The 15,414-nt window shown below is 52.6% G+C and carries 13 protein-coding genes; 12 read left to right on the plus strand and 1 reads right to left on the minus strand.

The window, feature by feature from the left end; translation table 11 throughout:
• The coding region (locus tag ACI31J_RS03665; RefSeq protein ID WP_439773083.1) for an LPXTG cell wall anchor domain-containing protein at positions 1-464 on the plus strand (464 nt) is incomplete at its 5' end.
• A 56-nt stretch (positions 465-520) separates the two neighbouring features.
• Here the strand turns inward: ACI31J_RS03665 and cbpA are convergent.
• Positions 521-1,159: a cyclic di-AMP binding protein CbpA gene (gene cbpA / locus ACI31J_RS03670; protein WP_439773084.1), complete on the minus strand. Its 639-nt coding sequence runs from the start codon at positions 1,157-1,159 to the stop codon at positions 521-523.
• A gap of 230 nt (positions 1,160-1,389) precedes the next feature.
• Between cbpA and pth the strand changes: the two genes are divergently transcribed.
• From pth to lysS, 11 genes are all read left to right on the plus strand, one after another.
• Positions 1,390-1,950, plus strand: a complete 561-nt coding sequence (gene pth, locus ACI31J_RS03675; RefSeq protein WP_439773085.1) for an aminoacyl-tRNA hydrolase — start codon at positions 1,390-1,392, stop codon at positions 1,948-1,950.
• Positions 1,951-1,984: 34 nt separating this feature from the next.
• Positions 1,985-5,515, plus strand: a complete 3,531-nt coding sequence (gene mfd / locus ACI31J_RS03680; RefSeq protein WP_439773086.1) for a transcription-repair coupling factor — start codon at positions 1,985-1,987, stop codon at positions 5,513-5,515.
• 17 nt (positions 5,516-5,532) lie between these two features.
• Entirely contained in the window at positions 5,533-5,799 is a 267-nt protein-coding gene (locus ACI31J_RS03685; protein WP_320609994.1) for an RNA-binding S4 domain-containing protein, read from the plus strand.
• Between the two features lie 106 nt (positions 5,800-5,905).
• Positions 5,906-6,256: an FtsB family cell division protein gene (locus tag ACI31J_RS03690; protein WP_439773087.1), complete on the plus strand. Its 351-nt coding sequence runs from the start codon at positions 5,906-5,908 to the stop codon at positions 6,254-6,256.
• Between the two features lie 165 nt (positions 6,257-6,421).
• Positions 6,422-6,931 carry a S1 domain-containing RNA-binding protein gene (locus tag ACI31J_RS03695; RefSeq protein ID WP_439773088.1) on the plus strand — a complete coding sequence of 170 codons (510 nt, stop codon included), beginning with the start codon at positions 6,422-6,424 and terminating at the stop codon, positions 6,929-6,931.
• Positions 6,894-8,306 (plus strand): tRNA lysidine(34) synthetase TilS, encoded by a 1,413-nt coding sequence (gene tilS / locus ACI31J_RS03700; RefSeq protein ID WP_439773089.1) that lies wholly within the window; start codon positions 6,894-6,896, stop codon positions 8,304-8,306. The genes ACI31J_RS03695 and tilS overlap by 38 nt, the downstream gene beginning before the upstream one ends.
• 14 nt (positions 8,307-8,320) lie before the next feature.
• Complete coding sequence (gene hpt, locus ACI31J_RS03705; protein WP_439773090.1) at positions 8,321-8,863, plus strand: hypoxanthine phosphoribosyltransferase; 543 nt, start codon at positions 8,321-8,323, stop codon at positions 8,861-8,863.
• A 98-nt stretch (positions 8,864-8,961) separates the two neighbouring features.
• On the plus strand, positions 8,962-11,100 hold the full coding sequence (ftsH, locus tag ACI31J_RS03710; protein WP_439773091.1) for an ATP-dependent zinc metalloprotease FtsH: 2,139 nt from the start codon (positions 8,962-8,964) through the stop codon (positions 11,098-11,100).
• 70 nt (positions 11,101-11,170) lie between these two features.
• Entirely contained in the window at positions 11,171-12,124 is a 954-nt protein-coding gene (gene hslO / locus ACI31J_RS03715; RefSeq protein ID WP_439773092.1) for an Hsp33 family molecular chaperone HslO, read from the plus strand.
• A 113-nt stretch (positions 12,125-12,237) separates the two neighbouring features.
• Positions 12,238-13,251, plus strand: coding sequence for a tRNA dihydrouridine synthase DusB (gene dusB / locus ACI31J_RS03720; RefSeq protein ID WP_439773093.1), 1,014 nt, complete (start codon positions 12,238-12,240; stop codon positions 13,249-13,251).
• Between the two features lie 15 nt (positions 13,252-13,266).
• Positions 13,267-14,787, plus strand: a complete 1,521-nt coding sequence (gene lysS, locus ACI31J_RS03725) for a lysine--tRNA ligase (RefSeq protein ID WP_439773094.1) — start codon at positions 13,267-13,269, stop codon at positions 14,785-14,787.
• The last annotated feature ends 627 nt before the right edge of the window (positions 14,788-15,414 follow it).

Here is a 15,414-nt window from a genome sequence, read left to right on the forward strand (position 1 = left end):
CGGAACCAACGGAGCCGACGGAACCAACGGAACCAACGGAGCCGACGGAACCAACAGAACCAACGGAGCCGACGGAACCAACAGAGCCAACGGAACCAACGGAACCAACGGAGCCGACGGAACCAACGGAACCAACAGAGCCGACGGAGCCAACGGAACCGATCCAACCAACCGGTGAGATTATCCCACCAACTACTGATGAAGAATTAGCTGCAGAGAAGCCGGCACCTGAACCGGCTCCACAACCGGTACCTGCTTCTACAGTGCCAGGTTTGACCGCCTCAACAAAGGTTGTTTCTCAGCAAGGACAGCCACTGGCGGCAAAAGCGGCTAATGCCGAAGATGAGGTCGCTCTTCCACAGACCGGGACAACAAACAACCATGATGTCTTGGTGGGGATTGCCCTAGCCATCGCCGCCCAGCTGATGATTTGGGGCTTGGTTCAACCAAAAAAGAAAAAGTAAATTGTTAAAGAAAAAGCATGCTACTGCTCGATTGAGCTGCAGCATGCTTTGCTTGTTTAGTAGCCTTGATGGAGATCTTCGACTTCGGGAACCTCGAAGCCCTTCTTGATCAGCCGCGCGACGACCTTTTCCATCTTTTCGTGGGTAACGTCCGCGGGAAGGGTAAACAGAATCTGCTTGACCGCTGAGTGCTGGGGGTCAAACGAGAGGACATTGACGATTTGGCAGTATCGAGTGATCTCCTTGGTGGCCGTCATCAACGCTCCCCGTTCGTCGGGCGCCACCACGGTCAGGACGTAGCTGCCGTTGTTGACATTCCAACCCTCCGCTAGGACCCGGAGTAGGCTGTTGTGAGTCAGGATGCCATAGAATTGGTTGCTTTCATCCAGTACTGCAATATAAGGCAGGTCGCGAATTGCAAAGAAAACTGAAAAGAAGGCCGAATTGATGGAAACAAACTTAGTGGCGTTTTTAAGGAGTGCGGTTACCGGCAGGTTCATGTCCCCGTTACGTGATTTATGCCGGTAGAGGTGCATCTTGTAGATATTGCCGCGGAAAATTTTGCCGGATTTATCCAGCACGGGAACACACCGGTAGCCAGTATTCTCCAATACCGTCAGTGCCTCGGCGAGGGTGGCCGTCTCTGGTAGGGTCGTCAGCGTGTCCTTCGTCTTAATGAGTGAGCTAAAAATCATGGTACTAATTCCTCTGTTTCGTTTTTAAGTGCACTAATCATCATAACACAATTTTAGCACTGTCATGAGAAAACAATGAGAATGAATTAAGAATTGCCGCTGGCGGGGGTCGATTGTTTTGGTTTCAAAATCGGTGAGCGTATAATATAGGACAGAATACTTTGCTGGACGGGGGTACTTCCCCGTGCGGCCTTTTTGCATTTTCGACAGTGAAGGGATGGAGAAAAACTATGAAGATGATCGTTGGTTTAGGAAATATCGGGACCCGTTATGATGATACCCGCCACAACACCGGTTTTATGGTTGTGGATCAGTTGGCAAGAGATTACCACCTGGGGGCATTCAGCCACCTTAAGCAGGAAGCCGTTGCCGTCAGTGGAGTGATCAATGGCGAGAAGGTAATGCTGGTCAAGCCAACCACCTTCATGAACGATTCTGGTCGGGCGGTTGGCCCCTTGGTTGACTACTATGGCCTGGACCTGGCTGATCTGGTGATCGTCAACGATGACCTCGACATGCCAGTCGGCCAGATTCGCCTCAAAACGCATGGTGCATCTGGCGGCCACAACGGTTTGAAGAGCATCATCAACGCGCTGGGCACCAAGCAGTTTAACCGGGTCAAGCTCGGCATTGACCATCCTCAGCACGGAACGGTGGTCAGCCATGTCTTGGGCAAGTTCAGCGAGGAAGAACGCCCGAAGTTTGACGCGGCCGTTGAACAGGCCGAACATGCCTTAGAAGACTGGCTCAATGGTGAGGACTTTGCCCAGTTGATGAATGATTACAATTAATCGGCAACTGATTTTGGAAAGGGAGTGATCGCCTGTGAAACTTGAGAATTTTATAGAAAAGACGTCCGCATTTAAGAAGGTCACTGACCATCTGCGACCGGCCACTCGGCAACTGATTACCGGAATCTCGGGTTCGGCACGCGCCCTCTTCCTGGCGGCCCTGCAGGAACAACAATCCCGGCCACTTTTGGTAGTCACGGATAATGTGGCTCACCTCCAGGAACTCGCCGATGACCTTGGCGGCCTGGTCGGTGAGGAGCGGGTCTATCAATTCCCGGTCGAGGAGGTGCTGGCGGCGGAAGTAGCTACTAGTTCACCGAACTACCGCCTGCAACGGGTGCAGTCATTGGCGGCCCTGGGACAGCAAAAGGATGCCATTGTGGTGACCTCGGCGGCCGGTTTGCGCCGCAACGTGGTTTCTCCCCACTTCTTTGCTCAGGCAACCTTGAAAGTAGAAGCTGGCGGGGAATTGGATCCCCAGCAGGCGCGGGACCAATTGAGTGCGATGGGCTACCAGCTCCAGAAGATGGTGCTGCGTCCCGGTGACTTTGCAGTACGGGGATCCATCATTGACATCTATGCCCTGAACACGACGGATCCCGTCCGGATCGACCTCTTCGATACGGAGGTGGACTCGCTACGGTATTTCGATGCCAGTACCCAACGGAGCATTAAGAACGTCGACAGCGTTGAGATCCTGCCTGCCACTGACTTCATCCTGCCCCCAGCCGAGTTTGACCGGGTTCGGCAGGCATTATCAGATCAGTACCACCACTTGTTGACCAGCTTGACAGATAAGGATGACGATATTGCCCAGCAGGTGGACAACCGCTTCAAGCCAATGATAACGGCGCTCAAACAGCACCGGCTGACGAACGACCTGCAGGAATTCAGTGACTTGGTCTATCCGACTGCCCACTCCTTGCTCGACTACCTGCCGGACGACGGGGTGGTTTACTTTGATGACTTTGGACGGATCAAGCAGGCGGCCAAGCAGATCGCTGACGAGGATCAATCCTGGCTGGCTGACAAGGTGAAGTACCATCAGTTGCTCACCGTCCCACAGCTGGGCAATGACCTTGAACAACTGATCAAAAGCGACCAGCATGGGCAGCTCTACGGGGCCCTCTTCAAGAAGGGGATGGGAAACCTGCGCTTTACCCAGCTGGTCGAATTGACGGCCCGGCCGATGCAACGATTCTTCGGCCAGATGCCCCTCTTGAAGACGGAGATCCAGCGCTGGATTGATCAGGGCCAGACCGTGGTGCTGATGGCCAATAGCAAGGTTCGGCGAGAGCAGATTGCCCGAACGCTTCACGACTTCGGCATTGATGCATCCGAAACCGGCGCCGACGCCCTCAGTATCAACACGGTCCAGTTGGTGGCGGCCAATTTGAACAACGGTTTTGAAATGCCCGCTGGCGGCCTGGTGGTCATCACAGAGGGTGAGATGTTCAAGCAGGTGACGAAGCGACGCCACCGCCCCCAGAAGCTGGCTAACGCGGAACGACTCAAGAGCTATACCGACCTGAAGCCGGGGGACTATGTTGTCCACGTCAACCACGGGATCGGGATCTTTAGCGGAATCCGGACGATGGAGGTCGACGGGGTTCACCAGGACTACATGATTATTAATTACCGTAACAATGCCCAGATTTTTGTGCCGGTAACCCAGCTGAACCTGGTCCAGAAGTACGTCTCGTCCGAATCAAAGACGCCGCGGATCAACCGGCTTGGCGGCAACGAATGGGCTAAGACCAAGCGCCGGGTGGCTTCCAAGGTTGAAGACATCGCTGACGAACTGGTGGACCTCTATTCGAAGCGGGAAACGGCCAAGGGCTATGCCTTCCCGGAGGATGATTACCTGCAAAAGCAGTTTGATGCCAACTTCCCGTATACGGAGACCCGCGACCAGTTGCGTAGCATCAATGAGATCAAGCAGGATATGGAAAAGGCTAAGCCGATGGACCGGCTGCTAGTCGGGGATGTCGGCTATGGGAAGACCGAAGTTGCGATGCGGGCTATCTTTAAGGCCGTCGCGGGCGGCAAGCAGGTCGCCTTCTTGGTGCCGACTACCGTCCTGGCCCAACAGCACTTTGACACGATGACCAAGCGTTTCGCAGGCTTCCCAATTAAAATTGCCCTGATGTCACGCTTCAAGACCAACAAGGAACTCAAGGAGACCGATGAGGAACTGGCGGCTGGTAAAGTTGACGTTGTCGTCGGTACCCACCGGATTCTCTCCAAGGACGTCCACTTCAAGGACTTGGGGCTGGTGATTATCGATGAGGAGCAGCGCTTTGGGGTCAAGCATAAGGAACGGCTCAAGGAGTTAAAGAACAATGTTGATGTTTTGACCCTGACGGCCACCCCAATTCCGCGAACGCTCCACATGTCGATGCTGGGGGTACGGGACCTCTCCGTTCTGGAGACCCCGCCAGCCGGGCGTTTCCCGATTCAGACCTACGTTATGGAGCAGAATGACGGGGCCATTCGTGACGGGATCATGCGGGAGATGCAGCGTGGCGGCCAGGTCTACTACCTCCACAACCGGGTCAGCGACATTGAGGAGACTGTCGCTAAACTCAAGGAACTCGTTCCGGAAGCGGCGATCGGCTACATCAACGGTCAGATGAGTGAAAATGAGCTGGAAACGGTCCTGTACGAGTTTATCCAGGGCAACTACGACGTCTTGGTCACGACCTCGATCATCGAGACCGGGGTGGATATCCCCAACGTCAACACCCTCTTTGTGGAAAACGCGGATCGGATGGGTCTGTCCCAGCTCTATCAGATTCGGGGACGGATCGGTCGGAGCAACCGGGTGGCCTACGCCTACTTCATGTATCAGCCCAACAAGGTGCTCACCGAACTGGGGGAGAAGCGGCTAGCCGCAATTCGGGACTTCACGGAATTGGGGTCCGGCTTCAAGATCGCCATGCGGGACTTGGCAATTCGGGGAGCTGGCAACCTGCTCGGCAAGCAGCAGCACGGCTTCATCGACTCGGTCGGCTATGACCTCTATTCGGCCATGCTCAGCGATGCCGTGGCTAAGAAACAGGGGAAGAAGATCAAGCCGACTGCCGATGCCGAAGTTGAACTGGGCGTGGAGGCCTACTTGCCGGACAGCTACATCGATGACCAGCAGCAGAAGATTGAACTCTACAAGAGCATTCGTCAGGCTGGTGATGATGCCGAGCTGCTGGATATTCAGGGCGATTTGATTGACCGCTTTGGCGATTACCCAACCGCCGTCGGCAACCTATTGTTGATCAGTAAACTGAAACGCCACGCCGACCTGGCGCTGATCGCCCAGATCAAACGACAGCGGGACAACATCATGATCACCTTCAGTACCAAGGGGAGCCGGCTGGTCAAGGCAGCGGAGATCATTAAGCAGCTGGCCAAGACCCACTTCAAGGCCACCCTGGGTGAAACTGACCAGCAGCTGACGGTCCGGCTGGTCATTCAACCGAAGATGACGACTGACGATTGGCTCAATCAGCTCTTGAAGCTGGTGAGCGGTCTGGCAGACGTCGTGCAGAACAACAATCAGGCAGCATAAAATGGAGGAACATACACATGCGATTAGATAAGTTTTTAAAAGTTTCACGGATCATCAAGCGGCGCTCAGTCGCCAAAGAAATTGCTGACCAGGGCCGGATCCTGGTCAATGATCGGCCGGCCAAGTCATCAAGCAAGGTTGCGGCTGGTGATACTCTGACCATTAAGTTCGGCAATAAGACCGAGGTGGTTAAGATCAATCAGATCGTGGAGACCACCAAGAAGAGCGAAGCTGAGGATATGTACGAGATTATCGACGAAAAGTACGCTGAGAATTTCGATTAAAAATATAAATAAGCTGATAGTTTGTTCGATCGGTTATGGACAATGGAGGCGTTTCGTTGATATACTAAAGGAAATTAGCGCTTAAATAGCAAGGAGGAGGATCATAATGAAGAATCACAAAGTCGTTCAACTTGAGACTCCTCATACCCAGCAGGTGAACGTGAATCGCCAGGTTCGGCGGCGGGTTCATGTCCGCCGTTGCGAGCGGATTGTCGCGGCCTTTTTACTCATCTTCCTTTTTCTGGGTTTTCAAATTGTCCGAAGCCGCCACTCACTGGCAAAGGTCAACATTAACATTCACCAGACAGAAGTTCAATTGGCATCTCAAAAGGCCAAGGGGCGGGAGCTGAATCAGCAGGTTAAGCAGTTGCATGATCCTGAATACCTTCAGCAGGTGATCCGTTCCAAGTATAACTATTCCAAGAAGGGCGAAACGGTTTATAACCTCGACAATTAGATGGGTCGCGCGAATCGGTCAAAAGATCAGATTCGCGCGATTTTTAGCTTGATTTAGCGCTGATAATAGTTCAAACTATACTTGTTTATCGAAATTTGTATGGTATACTCATTACAATATAATTACAAAAATAATCAGATGATTCGAGGAGGATCTTAAAGTTTCATGGCAATTGAAGTGGGAGCAAAGGTTTCAGGCAAGGTTTCGGGAATTACCAACTTTGGCGCGTTCGTTGACCTGGACGACAACCAAACGGGATTGGTGCACATTAGCCAAATTTCCGATAAGTACATTAAGGATATCCATGATGTTTTGTCAGTGGGAGACACAGTGACGGTTAAGGTTACCCGAATTGGTGACGATGGTAAGATCGCCCTTTCAATGAAAGCGGCAGCTCCACACGAACACCAGGAAGAACATGAACATGGTCACTTCGATCATCGGCAACACGGTGAAGGACGTCATTTCCACCACGAACGCAACAATGATTTCCGTGGTCACCGTGACAATAACTACCGTGGCGGTTTCAACGGCAATCGGCATCACAGCAGCCGTCAACATGAAGACTTTGACGATATGCTGGCCGGCTACCTAAAGGAAAGTGAATCACGGCTGTCCACCCTTAAGCGGCAGACAGATGGCAAGCGCGGCGGCCGTGGCGGTCGGCGGAGCTAGTATGACGCAGAATATACTTGAACAATTTGAGCGGCACCTCAGGCAGGGCCGCTTTTTTGCTAAGGACGACCTAGTGGTGGCGGCCGTCTCAACGGGGGTGGATTCGATGGTCCTGCTCGACCTCCTGCAACGCCTTCCTAAGGGCCAGCGCCCCCGACTGCTGGTAGCCCACGTGAATCATGAATTGCGCGCGCAGAGTACGGTCGAAGAATCCTACCTGGTCGAATACTGTAGAAGAGCTGGGGTAGCGTTGCGCGTGGCTCACTGGCCGAAAGCTGATCATCCCAAGCATGGAGTGGAAGAGGCGGCCCGGCGCTTCCGCTATGCCTTCTTCAAACGCTTGCTGGTTGAATACCATGCCAGCACGGTGGTGACGGCCCACCATGCCAATGATCTTGCCGAGACGATGCTGATGAAGCTGACCCGCGGCGGGCAGCTGGACCAGCTTGTCGGCATCCGTGATCGCCGCCCATTGGGGACGGGGCAGTTGGTTCGTCCATTGCTTGCCTTTACTAAGGATGAATTGTATCAGTATGCCCGGGAGCGGGGGCTGAAATGGTTCGAAGATCAGACTAATCAAGAATTAACGGTAGCTCGGAATCGTTACCGCCACCAGATAATTCCGGCCTTGAAGAAGGAAAATCCGCAGCTGATTCCCCACCTGCTCGATTACCGGGCCCAGCTGACGGAACTGCTGTCCTGGCGGGACCAGGAGCTTAACCGCCTGCTGGCGACTGCTCTGGTCGCGGATCGATTGCAACTGGCGGCCTTAAAAAAACTGCCGCCATTCCAACAAACGGAATTGTTGCGCTACTGGTTAGAAGAGGCCGGAGTGGTGGACTTAAAGGATTCCCTAATCGGCCAGCTTCGCCATGTCCTGATCAATCCCCAGAAGCCCCAGGAGCATTTTGAACTCCCGGGTGGGCAGGCACTGGTTAAGAATTACGGGGAATGCTGGCTGGAAAATCTTAACAAATTACCGTCCCGGCAACAAAAAACAGCGGTGTATATGGTAAAATTGGGCCAACAGTACCCGATTGACAAACGGCAGAAATTGCTGGTGGCGGATACAAAAAGTGCCTTTGCAAACGCTGACCGGGTGACGGAGATGTGGTTATCCCCGGACCAGCTGCCCTTGACGCTGCGGCCCTGGCAGCCGGGCGACCGCCTGCGCCTTAAAGGCGGTGGTCACCAGCCGGTTCACCGGGTCCTGATTGACCAGAAGGTAAAAACGGCCGCGCGTCGTTCCCAGCTGGTCTTAGTTGATGCCCGGGGGATGGTTGTCTGGCTTGTTAACCGGAAGTGGAGCTGGTTTGACCGCCCTGACGACTACCGTCAGCGCTGGCAGCAGTTGTTTATTGGGATTACAAAATAAAGAGGAGACAACTTATGAATAACGATATCGAAAAAGTCCTATTTAGTAAGGAAGACATCCAGGCGGCGACGGATCGCCTGGCCAAGCAGCTTTCGGACGAGTATCGGGACAAGAATCCGCTAATTATCTCAGTCCTGACCGGGGCGGTACTTTTTACCGTTGACATGATTGAGAAGATGGATATCATGGCCCAGCTTGACTTCATCGACATCTCGACCTACTTTGGCGGTGCCCAATCCACGGGTAAGCTCACCTTGATCCACGACCTGACCACCGATGTTCGTGGCCGTAACGTCTTGATCATGGAGGACATCGTGGACAGTGGGCACACCCTTAAGTTCCTAATCGACCTTTTAAAGGAGCGGGGAGCGAAGAGCATTAAGACTGCTTCAATGATGGATAAGCCAGAGGGCCGGCAGTACGATGTGAAAGTCGATTATTATGGTGTGCGGGTCCCTAACGAGTTCCTGGTCGGCTACGGATTGGACTACAAGGGCTACTACCGGAACCTCCCTTATATTGGCATTCTGAAGCCGTCTGTCTATCAAGAAGACTAGGGTTAAAATTGGTCGTTTAATTAATGGTCAATATTTGTCAAGTATGCTATTATAGTGGGTACAATTATTAAATTGATGCTGGTAGTTAGGAGGTTGTTATGAACAACAATCGTAGAAACAATAATTTCACTCATAACGTTCTCTTCTACGCCGTGATGTTCTTATGTATCATGGGGATTGTCTACTTCTTCTTCGGTGGCAATCAGACCAACAGCCAGAGCAAGACTGTTTCCCAGAGTGAGTTCATCTCCGAACTGAAGACCAACAAGGTTAAGAGTGTCCAGCTTCAACCGAACGGTGGAGTGTACAAGGTCACTGGGACTTACCGCAAGCCGCAGACCAACAATGACGACTCCACTAACGGCTTTGCACTAGCACCACAACGTAACAACAAGGTTTCAAGCTTCCAAGGTTCCGTCTTGCAGAGTGACGTGACGGTTGACCAGCTGCAACGCTACGCCGACAAGCACAACGTTAAGCTGAGCACGCGGGCCGAGGAATCCAACAGTATTTGGATGAACTTGCTGCTGACGGTTCTGCCACTGGTCATCATGATTTTCTTCTTCTACATGATGATGGGCCAAGCTGGCCAAGGTGGCGGTGGCCGAGGAGTGATGAGCTTTGGTAAGACCAAGGCCAAGCCGGCGGACCCAAAGAAAAACAAGGTCCGCTTCTCCGATGTTGCCGGTGAAGAGGAAGAAAAGCAGGAATTGGTTGAAGTTGTTGAATTCCTGAAGAATCCGAAGAAATTCACCCGTCTCGGTGCCAAGATTCCATCCGGGGTCTTGCTGGAGGGGCCTCCGGGTACTGGTAAGACCTTGCTGGCCAAGGCCGTTGCCGGTGAATCCGGTGTACCGTTCTTCTCAATCTCCGGTTCTGACTTCGTTGAAATGTTTGTCGGTGTTGGTGCCAGCCGTGTCCGGGACCTGTTTGACCAGGCCAAGAAGGCAGCGCCAGCGATCATCTTCATCGATGAAATTGATGCCATCGGCCGGCGCCGTGGAAACGGCATGGGCGGCGGCAACGACGAACGTGAGCAGACCCTGAACCAGTTGCTGGTTGAAATGGACGGGTTCCAGGGGGACGAAGGCGTCATCGTGATGGCGGCGACGAACCGTTCCGATGTGCTGGACCCCGCCCTGCTGCGGCCAGGTCGTTTTGACCGGAAGATTTTGGTTGGGCGGCCAGACGTTAAGGGCCGTGAAGCCATTCTCCGGGTTCACGCTAAGAACAAGCCGATTGCCCCTGACGTTGACCTGAAGGAAATCGCCAAGCAAACCCCTGGCTTTGTCGGGGCGGACCTGGCCAACTTGCTGAACGAAGCGGCCCTCTTGGCTGCCCGGCGTGGCAAGAATGAGATCGATGCTTCTGATCTTGACGAAGCCGAAGATCGGGTTATCGCGGGTCCCGCCAAGCACGACCGGGTCGAATCTGCCCAAGAGCGGAAGACCGTGGCTTACCACGAGGCTGGGCACACGATTGTCGGGCTGGTCTTGAACGATGCCCGGGTTGTCCACAAGGTAACGATTGTGCCGCGTGGTCGGGCCGGCGGTTACGCCATCATGTTGCCACGTGAGGACGAGATGCTGATGTCCAAGAAGAACGCCAAGGAACAGATCGCCGGTTTGATGGGCGGTCGGGCGGCCGAAGAGTTGATCTTCAAGTCCCAATCCTCTGGTGCTTCTAACGACTTCGAGCAGGCGACCCAGATCGCACGGGCCATGGTAACCCAATACGGGATGAGTGAGAAGATCGGTCCAGTCGAACTGCAGAGTTCCGGTCAAGTCTTTACCGGTCAGGGTTACGACCAGTCGCCATACTCTGAAAAGACGGCGGCCTTAGTGGATGAAGAAATTCGTCGGATTCTAAATGAAGGACACGAAGAAGCGCTTCACATTATCGAGACCCACCGTGAGCAGCATAAGGCGATTGCCGAGGCTTTGCTGAAGTACGAGACCCTGAACGAAAAGGAAATTATCAGTCTCTACAAGACTGGGAAGATTCCAGAAAAGGATCATGCTGCTGCCGATGAGAAGGCCTATGCCCAAACCTTTGAAGAATCCAAGCGGGCACTTGAACGCATGGAAGACGAAAAGCGGGACAGCCGGAACGAAACTGCCGAAGACCAAGCCAAGGATGATCAACCAGCATCGACTGATGACCATTCTAATGACCAAAATGATCAAAATACCCAAAACGATCATAATGACTCAGCAGATTCCGATCACCGTGAATAGTAAAATGCTAAAATAGGAGCGAGACGTTAAAACGTGTCGCTCCTATTTTTTAATTTGAGGGGGAAATATTATGAAGACAACAGATTACTTAGTAAAGAGCATGACTAAGGATGGCAAGTTTCGGGCCTACGCCGTGAACGCCACCCAGCTGGTTGAGCGTGCCCATGAGATCCACGACACCTGGAGTGCTTCCTCGGCTGCTTTGGGCCGGACCCTGGTCGGCACCCTTCTGCTGGCCACCGCCGGCCTGCAGGGAGAAGCCGGCATGACCGTTAAGATTCAAGGAAACGGTCCGGTTGGCTACATCGTTGCCGACGGGACGGCTAAGGGCACTGTCAAGGGCTACATGGGGAACCCGCATGTCAGCCTGCCAAGCAATGACAAGGGGAAGATTGACGTTGCCGGAGCGGTCGGCACGAAGGGCACCCTGTCCGTCACCAAGATGGCGCCCGGTGATAAGACGCCTTACACCGGTGAGGTCAACCTGGTTTCTGGTGAACTCGGTGACGACTTCACCTACTACCTGGCCCAGTCCGAACAAATCCCGTCGGCGGTTGGCCTGTCCGTCTTTGTCAATACCGACGACAGCATTGAGGTTGCCGGCGGCTTCATGATCCAGGTAATGCCGGGCGCCTCCGATGAGGAGATCAGCAAATTAGAGAAGACACTTAAGGGGTTGCCGCTTGTATCACAGATGCTTCGTGACGGCGACACTCCTGAGGACATCCTGGGCAAGATGTTCGGCGATGACCTGAAGATTCTCGACAAGATGCCGGTTCGTTACGAATGTGACTGCTCTAAGCAGCGGTTTGCCCGGGCCCTCGAGAGTATTTCGACTGATGATTTGAAGAAGTTAATCGACGAAGACCACCATGCCGAAACGGTTTGCCAATTCTGCGGCAAGAAGTATGAGTTCAGTGAAGACGAGCTCCAATTGATCTACGACAAGAAGGTTGCCGACGCGGAAGCTGACAAGGAAATTGCTGAAAAGCAGAAGAAGGATGATAAGAAGAATCAGCAGTAGTTTGCTTGGTCTGCTTTGGTCAGATGTGCTATGATAGTTGGGTTATCGGACATTAAAAATATACGGGAAGTGGCAGGCCAACCCAGTTCCCGAGAAGACAATGAGGTGAAAAAATGAAGTGGAAGATCGGTGACGTAGAAATTCCTAATCAAGTAGTAGTTGCCCCGATGGCGGGCGTGACTAACTCAGCCTTCCGGGTAATTTGCAAGGAGTTTGGCGCGGGCTACGTTGTCTGTGAGATGATCTCCGACCGGGGGATCATGTACCATAACAAGCGGACCCTGAACATGATGAACGTCGACCCAAGCGAGCACCCGATGGGGATTCAAATCTTCGGCGGGACCAAGGAAACACTGGTGGAAGCGGCTAAGTATGTTGACGAGCACACGGCTGCCGACGTGATTGACATCAACATGGGCTGTCCAGTCAATAAGGTTGTCAAGACCGATGCCGGTGCCCGTTGGCTGCTCGATCCCAACAAGGTCTACGAGATGGTGTCCTACGTGACGGACGCGGTTAAAAAGCCGGTCACGGTTAAGATGCGGACTGGTTGGGACGATAAGCACATCTACGCGGTGGAGAATGCCCTGGCGGCCGAACGTGCCGGGGCCAGTGCCATTGCCATGCACGGCCGGACCAGAAAACAGATGTATACGGGACACGCCGATTGGAATATACTAAAAGAAGTAGCTGATCATTTGACGATTCCGTTCATGGCCAATGGTGATATCCGGACGCCGGAAGATGCCAAGAAGGTTCTGGACATGACCGGGGCCACGGCTGCAATGATCGGCCGGGCTGCCATGGGGAACCCGTGGATGCTGACCCGGACGGCGCACTACCTGGAAACCGGGGAACTACTGCCGGAAGCGACGCCGGCCGAGAAGATCAAGATGGCTAAGGAACACCTGAACCGGCTGATCGATCTCAAGGGCGAGTACGTTGGTGTCCGGGAGTTCCGGGGCCTGTCGACTTACTACCTGAAGGGGATTCCGCGCTCTGCCCGGACCAAGGCGGCCCTGGTTGAGGCGGAAACGCGCGACCAGATGAACGAGATCTTTGATCGCTTTGCCGAACAGACGGCAGAGCGGGAAATGAAGCGGGCTGCACGAAAGCAAGCTCAATAAGAGGAGGAAAATTTTGTGTCACAAGAACTAGACCAGATGCGTGTTCGTCGTGAAAAGATGGAAGAGCTTAAGCAGGCGGGGATCGAGCCATTCGGCCGCCGCTTCAAGCGGGACCACCTTGCTCAACAGATTGCCGACGAATACGGCCAATTCGATAAGGAAGAATTGAACGATAAGGGTGCGATGGTAATCATCGCCGGCCGGATGACCCGGAAGCGGAGCAGCGGTAAGGCCGGCTTTGCGGACTTCGTTGACCGGACCGGGAAGATCCAGGTATACGCACGTAAAGACATGGTGGGAGACGAACAGTACCACATCTTCAAGCGGGCGGATATCGGTGACTTCCTCGGGATTGAAGGGGATGTTATCAAGACCAACACCGGTGAACTGACGGTACGGGCACACAAGATCACCTTCTTGTCCAAGGCCCTGCGCCCATTGCCAAATAAGTGGGAAGGGGTTACTGACCCTGAGACCATCTACCGGCAGCGTTACCTGGACCTGATTTCCAACCCGGAGAGCTTCAAGCGTTTCCACCAGCGGACGGCCATCATTAAGGCAGTGCGGAAGTACATGGATGATCACGGCTTCACTGAAGTTGAAACGCCAATCCTGAACACCCAGGCTGGTGGTGCCAACGCCCGGCCATTTGTTACCCACCACAACGCCTTGGACATCGACATGTACCTGCGGATTGCAACTGAATTGTACCTAAAGCGGCTAATCGTCGGTGGCTTTGAACGGGTTTACGAACTGGGCCGGATCTTCCGGAACGAGGGGATGGATCCGCACCACAACCCTGAGTTTACGACGATGGAGACCTACGCCGCATACTTCGACTTCCATGACGTCATGGATGAGACGGAAGGAATTGTCAAGGCGGCGGCTAAGGTTGTCTCTGATGATGGTCACGTTACCTACCAGGGAAAAGACATTGACCTGGCCAGCGACTTCAAGCGGGTTACGATGGTGGATGCCGTCAAGGAGAAGACGGGGATTGACTTTAGCGACCCGGCGATGACGGATGATGACGCCAAGAAGCTGGCTGACGAACACCACGTCGAATACAAGCCATTCTGGAAGAAGGGTCACATCCTGAGTGCCTTCTTCGATGAATACGTTGAAAAGACGCTGATCCAGCCAACCTTCGTCTACGAGTTCCCAGTGGAAGTTTCCCCACTGGCTAAGCGGAACGCTGACAACCCGGACATGACTGACCGGTTCGAACTCTACGTGGATGGTAGTGAGTTGGCTAACGCCTTCAGTGAACTGAACGACCCGATTGACCAGAAGCACCGTTTCGAGATGCAGGCGGAAGAAAAGGCCAATGGTAACGATGAAGCGGAACCAGTGGACCTCGATTACGTTCAGGCCCTTGAATACGGGATGCCGCCAACAGGTGGTCTTGGTATCGGGATTGACCGGTTGGTAATGCTCTTGACCGATGCAAAGTCGATTCGGGACGTGATCCTCTTCCCAACTATGCGTCCAGAAAAGGAATCCAAAAACGATTCAAAGAAAAAGAAGAATAAGTAAATGATTAGGAAAGGCACCGTACTACCGTTAGACTCGGTAATGCGGTGCTTTTTTAATTTGGAAGCACGAAGGAAAGTAATTTTCTATTGGTTTCATATGCTGGTATTGCTTCCAATAGTAATTTGTAGAATTATGTAATATTTGTTCCTAGCTAATGGGACATGGAGACCAGTTTGCAAAATATCATAATTAAATGTGATTACTTTTGATGCTTAGTTTGCGACTGATTTATATTTTGGCGAAAAATTGCTGAGTGATTTATATGATGTTTTTGAAATAATTAAATATAAGGGAGATTGAAATTAGTCGAATTTTTTGCACTTTAATTTGATTAAAATTAGTGCTTTACAGTATCAAAAAGGCTAATATCAATTTAAAGTTCGCCTATACAAAATTACGTAAAATTAATTGGGAAAGCTGTTGACATTCTATGGCAGAGCCGGTATAGTAATTACCGTTGTCAGTAGCTGTGACAGCAAGTTAAACATTTAGTTAAATTGCTTATTGACAGGTTGCCGATGACGTGATATATTATCAAAGTTGTCTGTTTGTCAGATATCAGAATTAAAAAAGTTCTTGACGTCGCAAAAGCAACGTGATAAAATAAATTTGTTAGTTAACTGCTAG

This window comes from Limosilactobacillus sp., from assembly GCF_051873075.1.
Classification (GTDB): domain Bacteria; phylum Bacillota; class Bacilli; order Lactobacillales; family Lactobacillaceae; genus Limosilactobacillus.

Bases quoted from the DNA above. Each gene is read 5' to 3' on its own strand.
- ftsH (WP_439773091.1), top strand. From the start codon at position 8,962: ATGAACAACAATCGTAGAAACAATAATTTCACTCATAACGTTCTCTTC.
- hslO (WP_439773092.1), top strand. From the start codon at position 11,171: ATGAAGACAACAGATTACTTAGTAAAGAGCATGACTAAGGATGGCAAG.
- ACI31J_RS03695 (WP_439773088.1), top strand. From the start codon at position 6,422: ATGGCAATTGAAGTGGGAGCAAAGGTTTCAGGCAAGGTTTCGGGAATT.
- ACI31J_RS03685 (WP_320609994.1), top strand. From the start codon at position 5,533: ATGCGATTAGATAAGTTTTTAAAAGTTTCACGGATCATCAAGCGGCGC.
- pth (WP_439773085.1), top strand. From the start codon at position 1,390: ATGAAGATGATCGTTGGTTTAGGAAATATCGGGACCCGTTATGATGAT.
- cbpA (WP_439773084.1), bottom strand. From the start codon at position 1,159: ATGATTTTTAGCTCACTCATTAAGACGAAGGACACGCTGACGACCCTA.
- tilS (WP_439773089.1), top strand. From the start codon at position 6,894: ATGGCAAGCGCGGCGGCCGTGGCGGTCGGCGGAGCTAGTATGACGCAG.
- dusB (WP_439773093.1), top strand. From the start codon at position 12,238: ATGAAGTGGAAGATCGGTGACGTAGAAATTCCTAATCAAGTAGTAGTT.
- hpt (WP_439773090.1), top strand. From the start codon at position 8,321: ATGAATAACGATATCGAAAAAGTCCTATTTAGTAAGGAAGACATCCAG.
- ACI31J_RS03690 (WP_439773087.1), top strand. From the start codon at position 5,906: ATGAAGAATCACAAAGTCGTTCAACTTGAGACTCCTCATACCCAGCAG.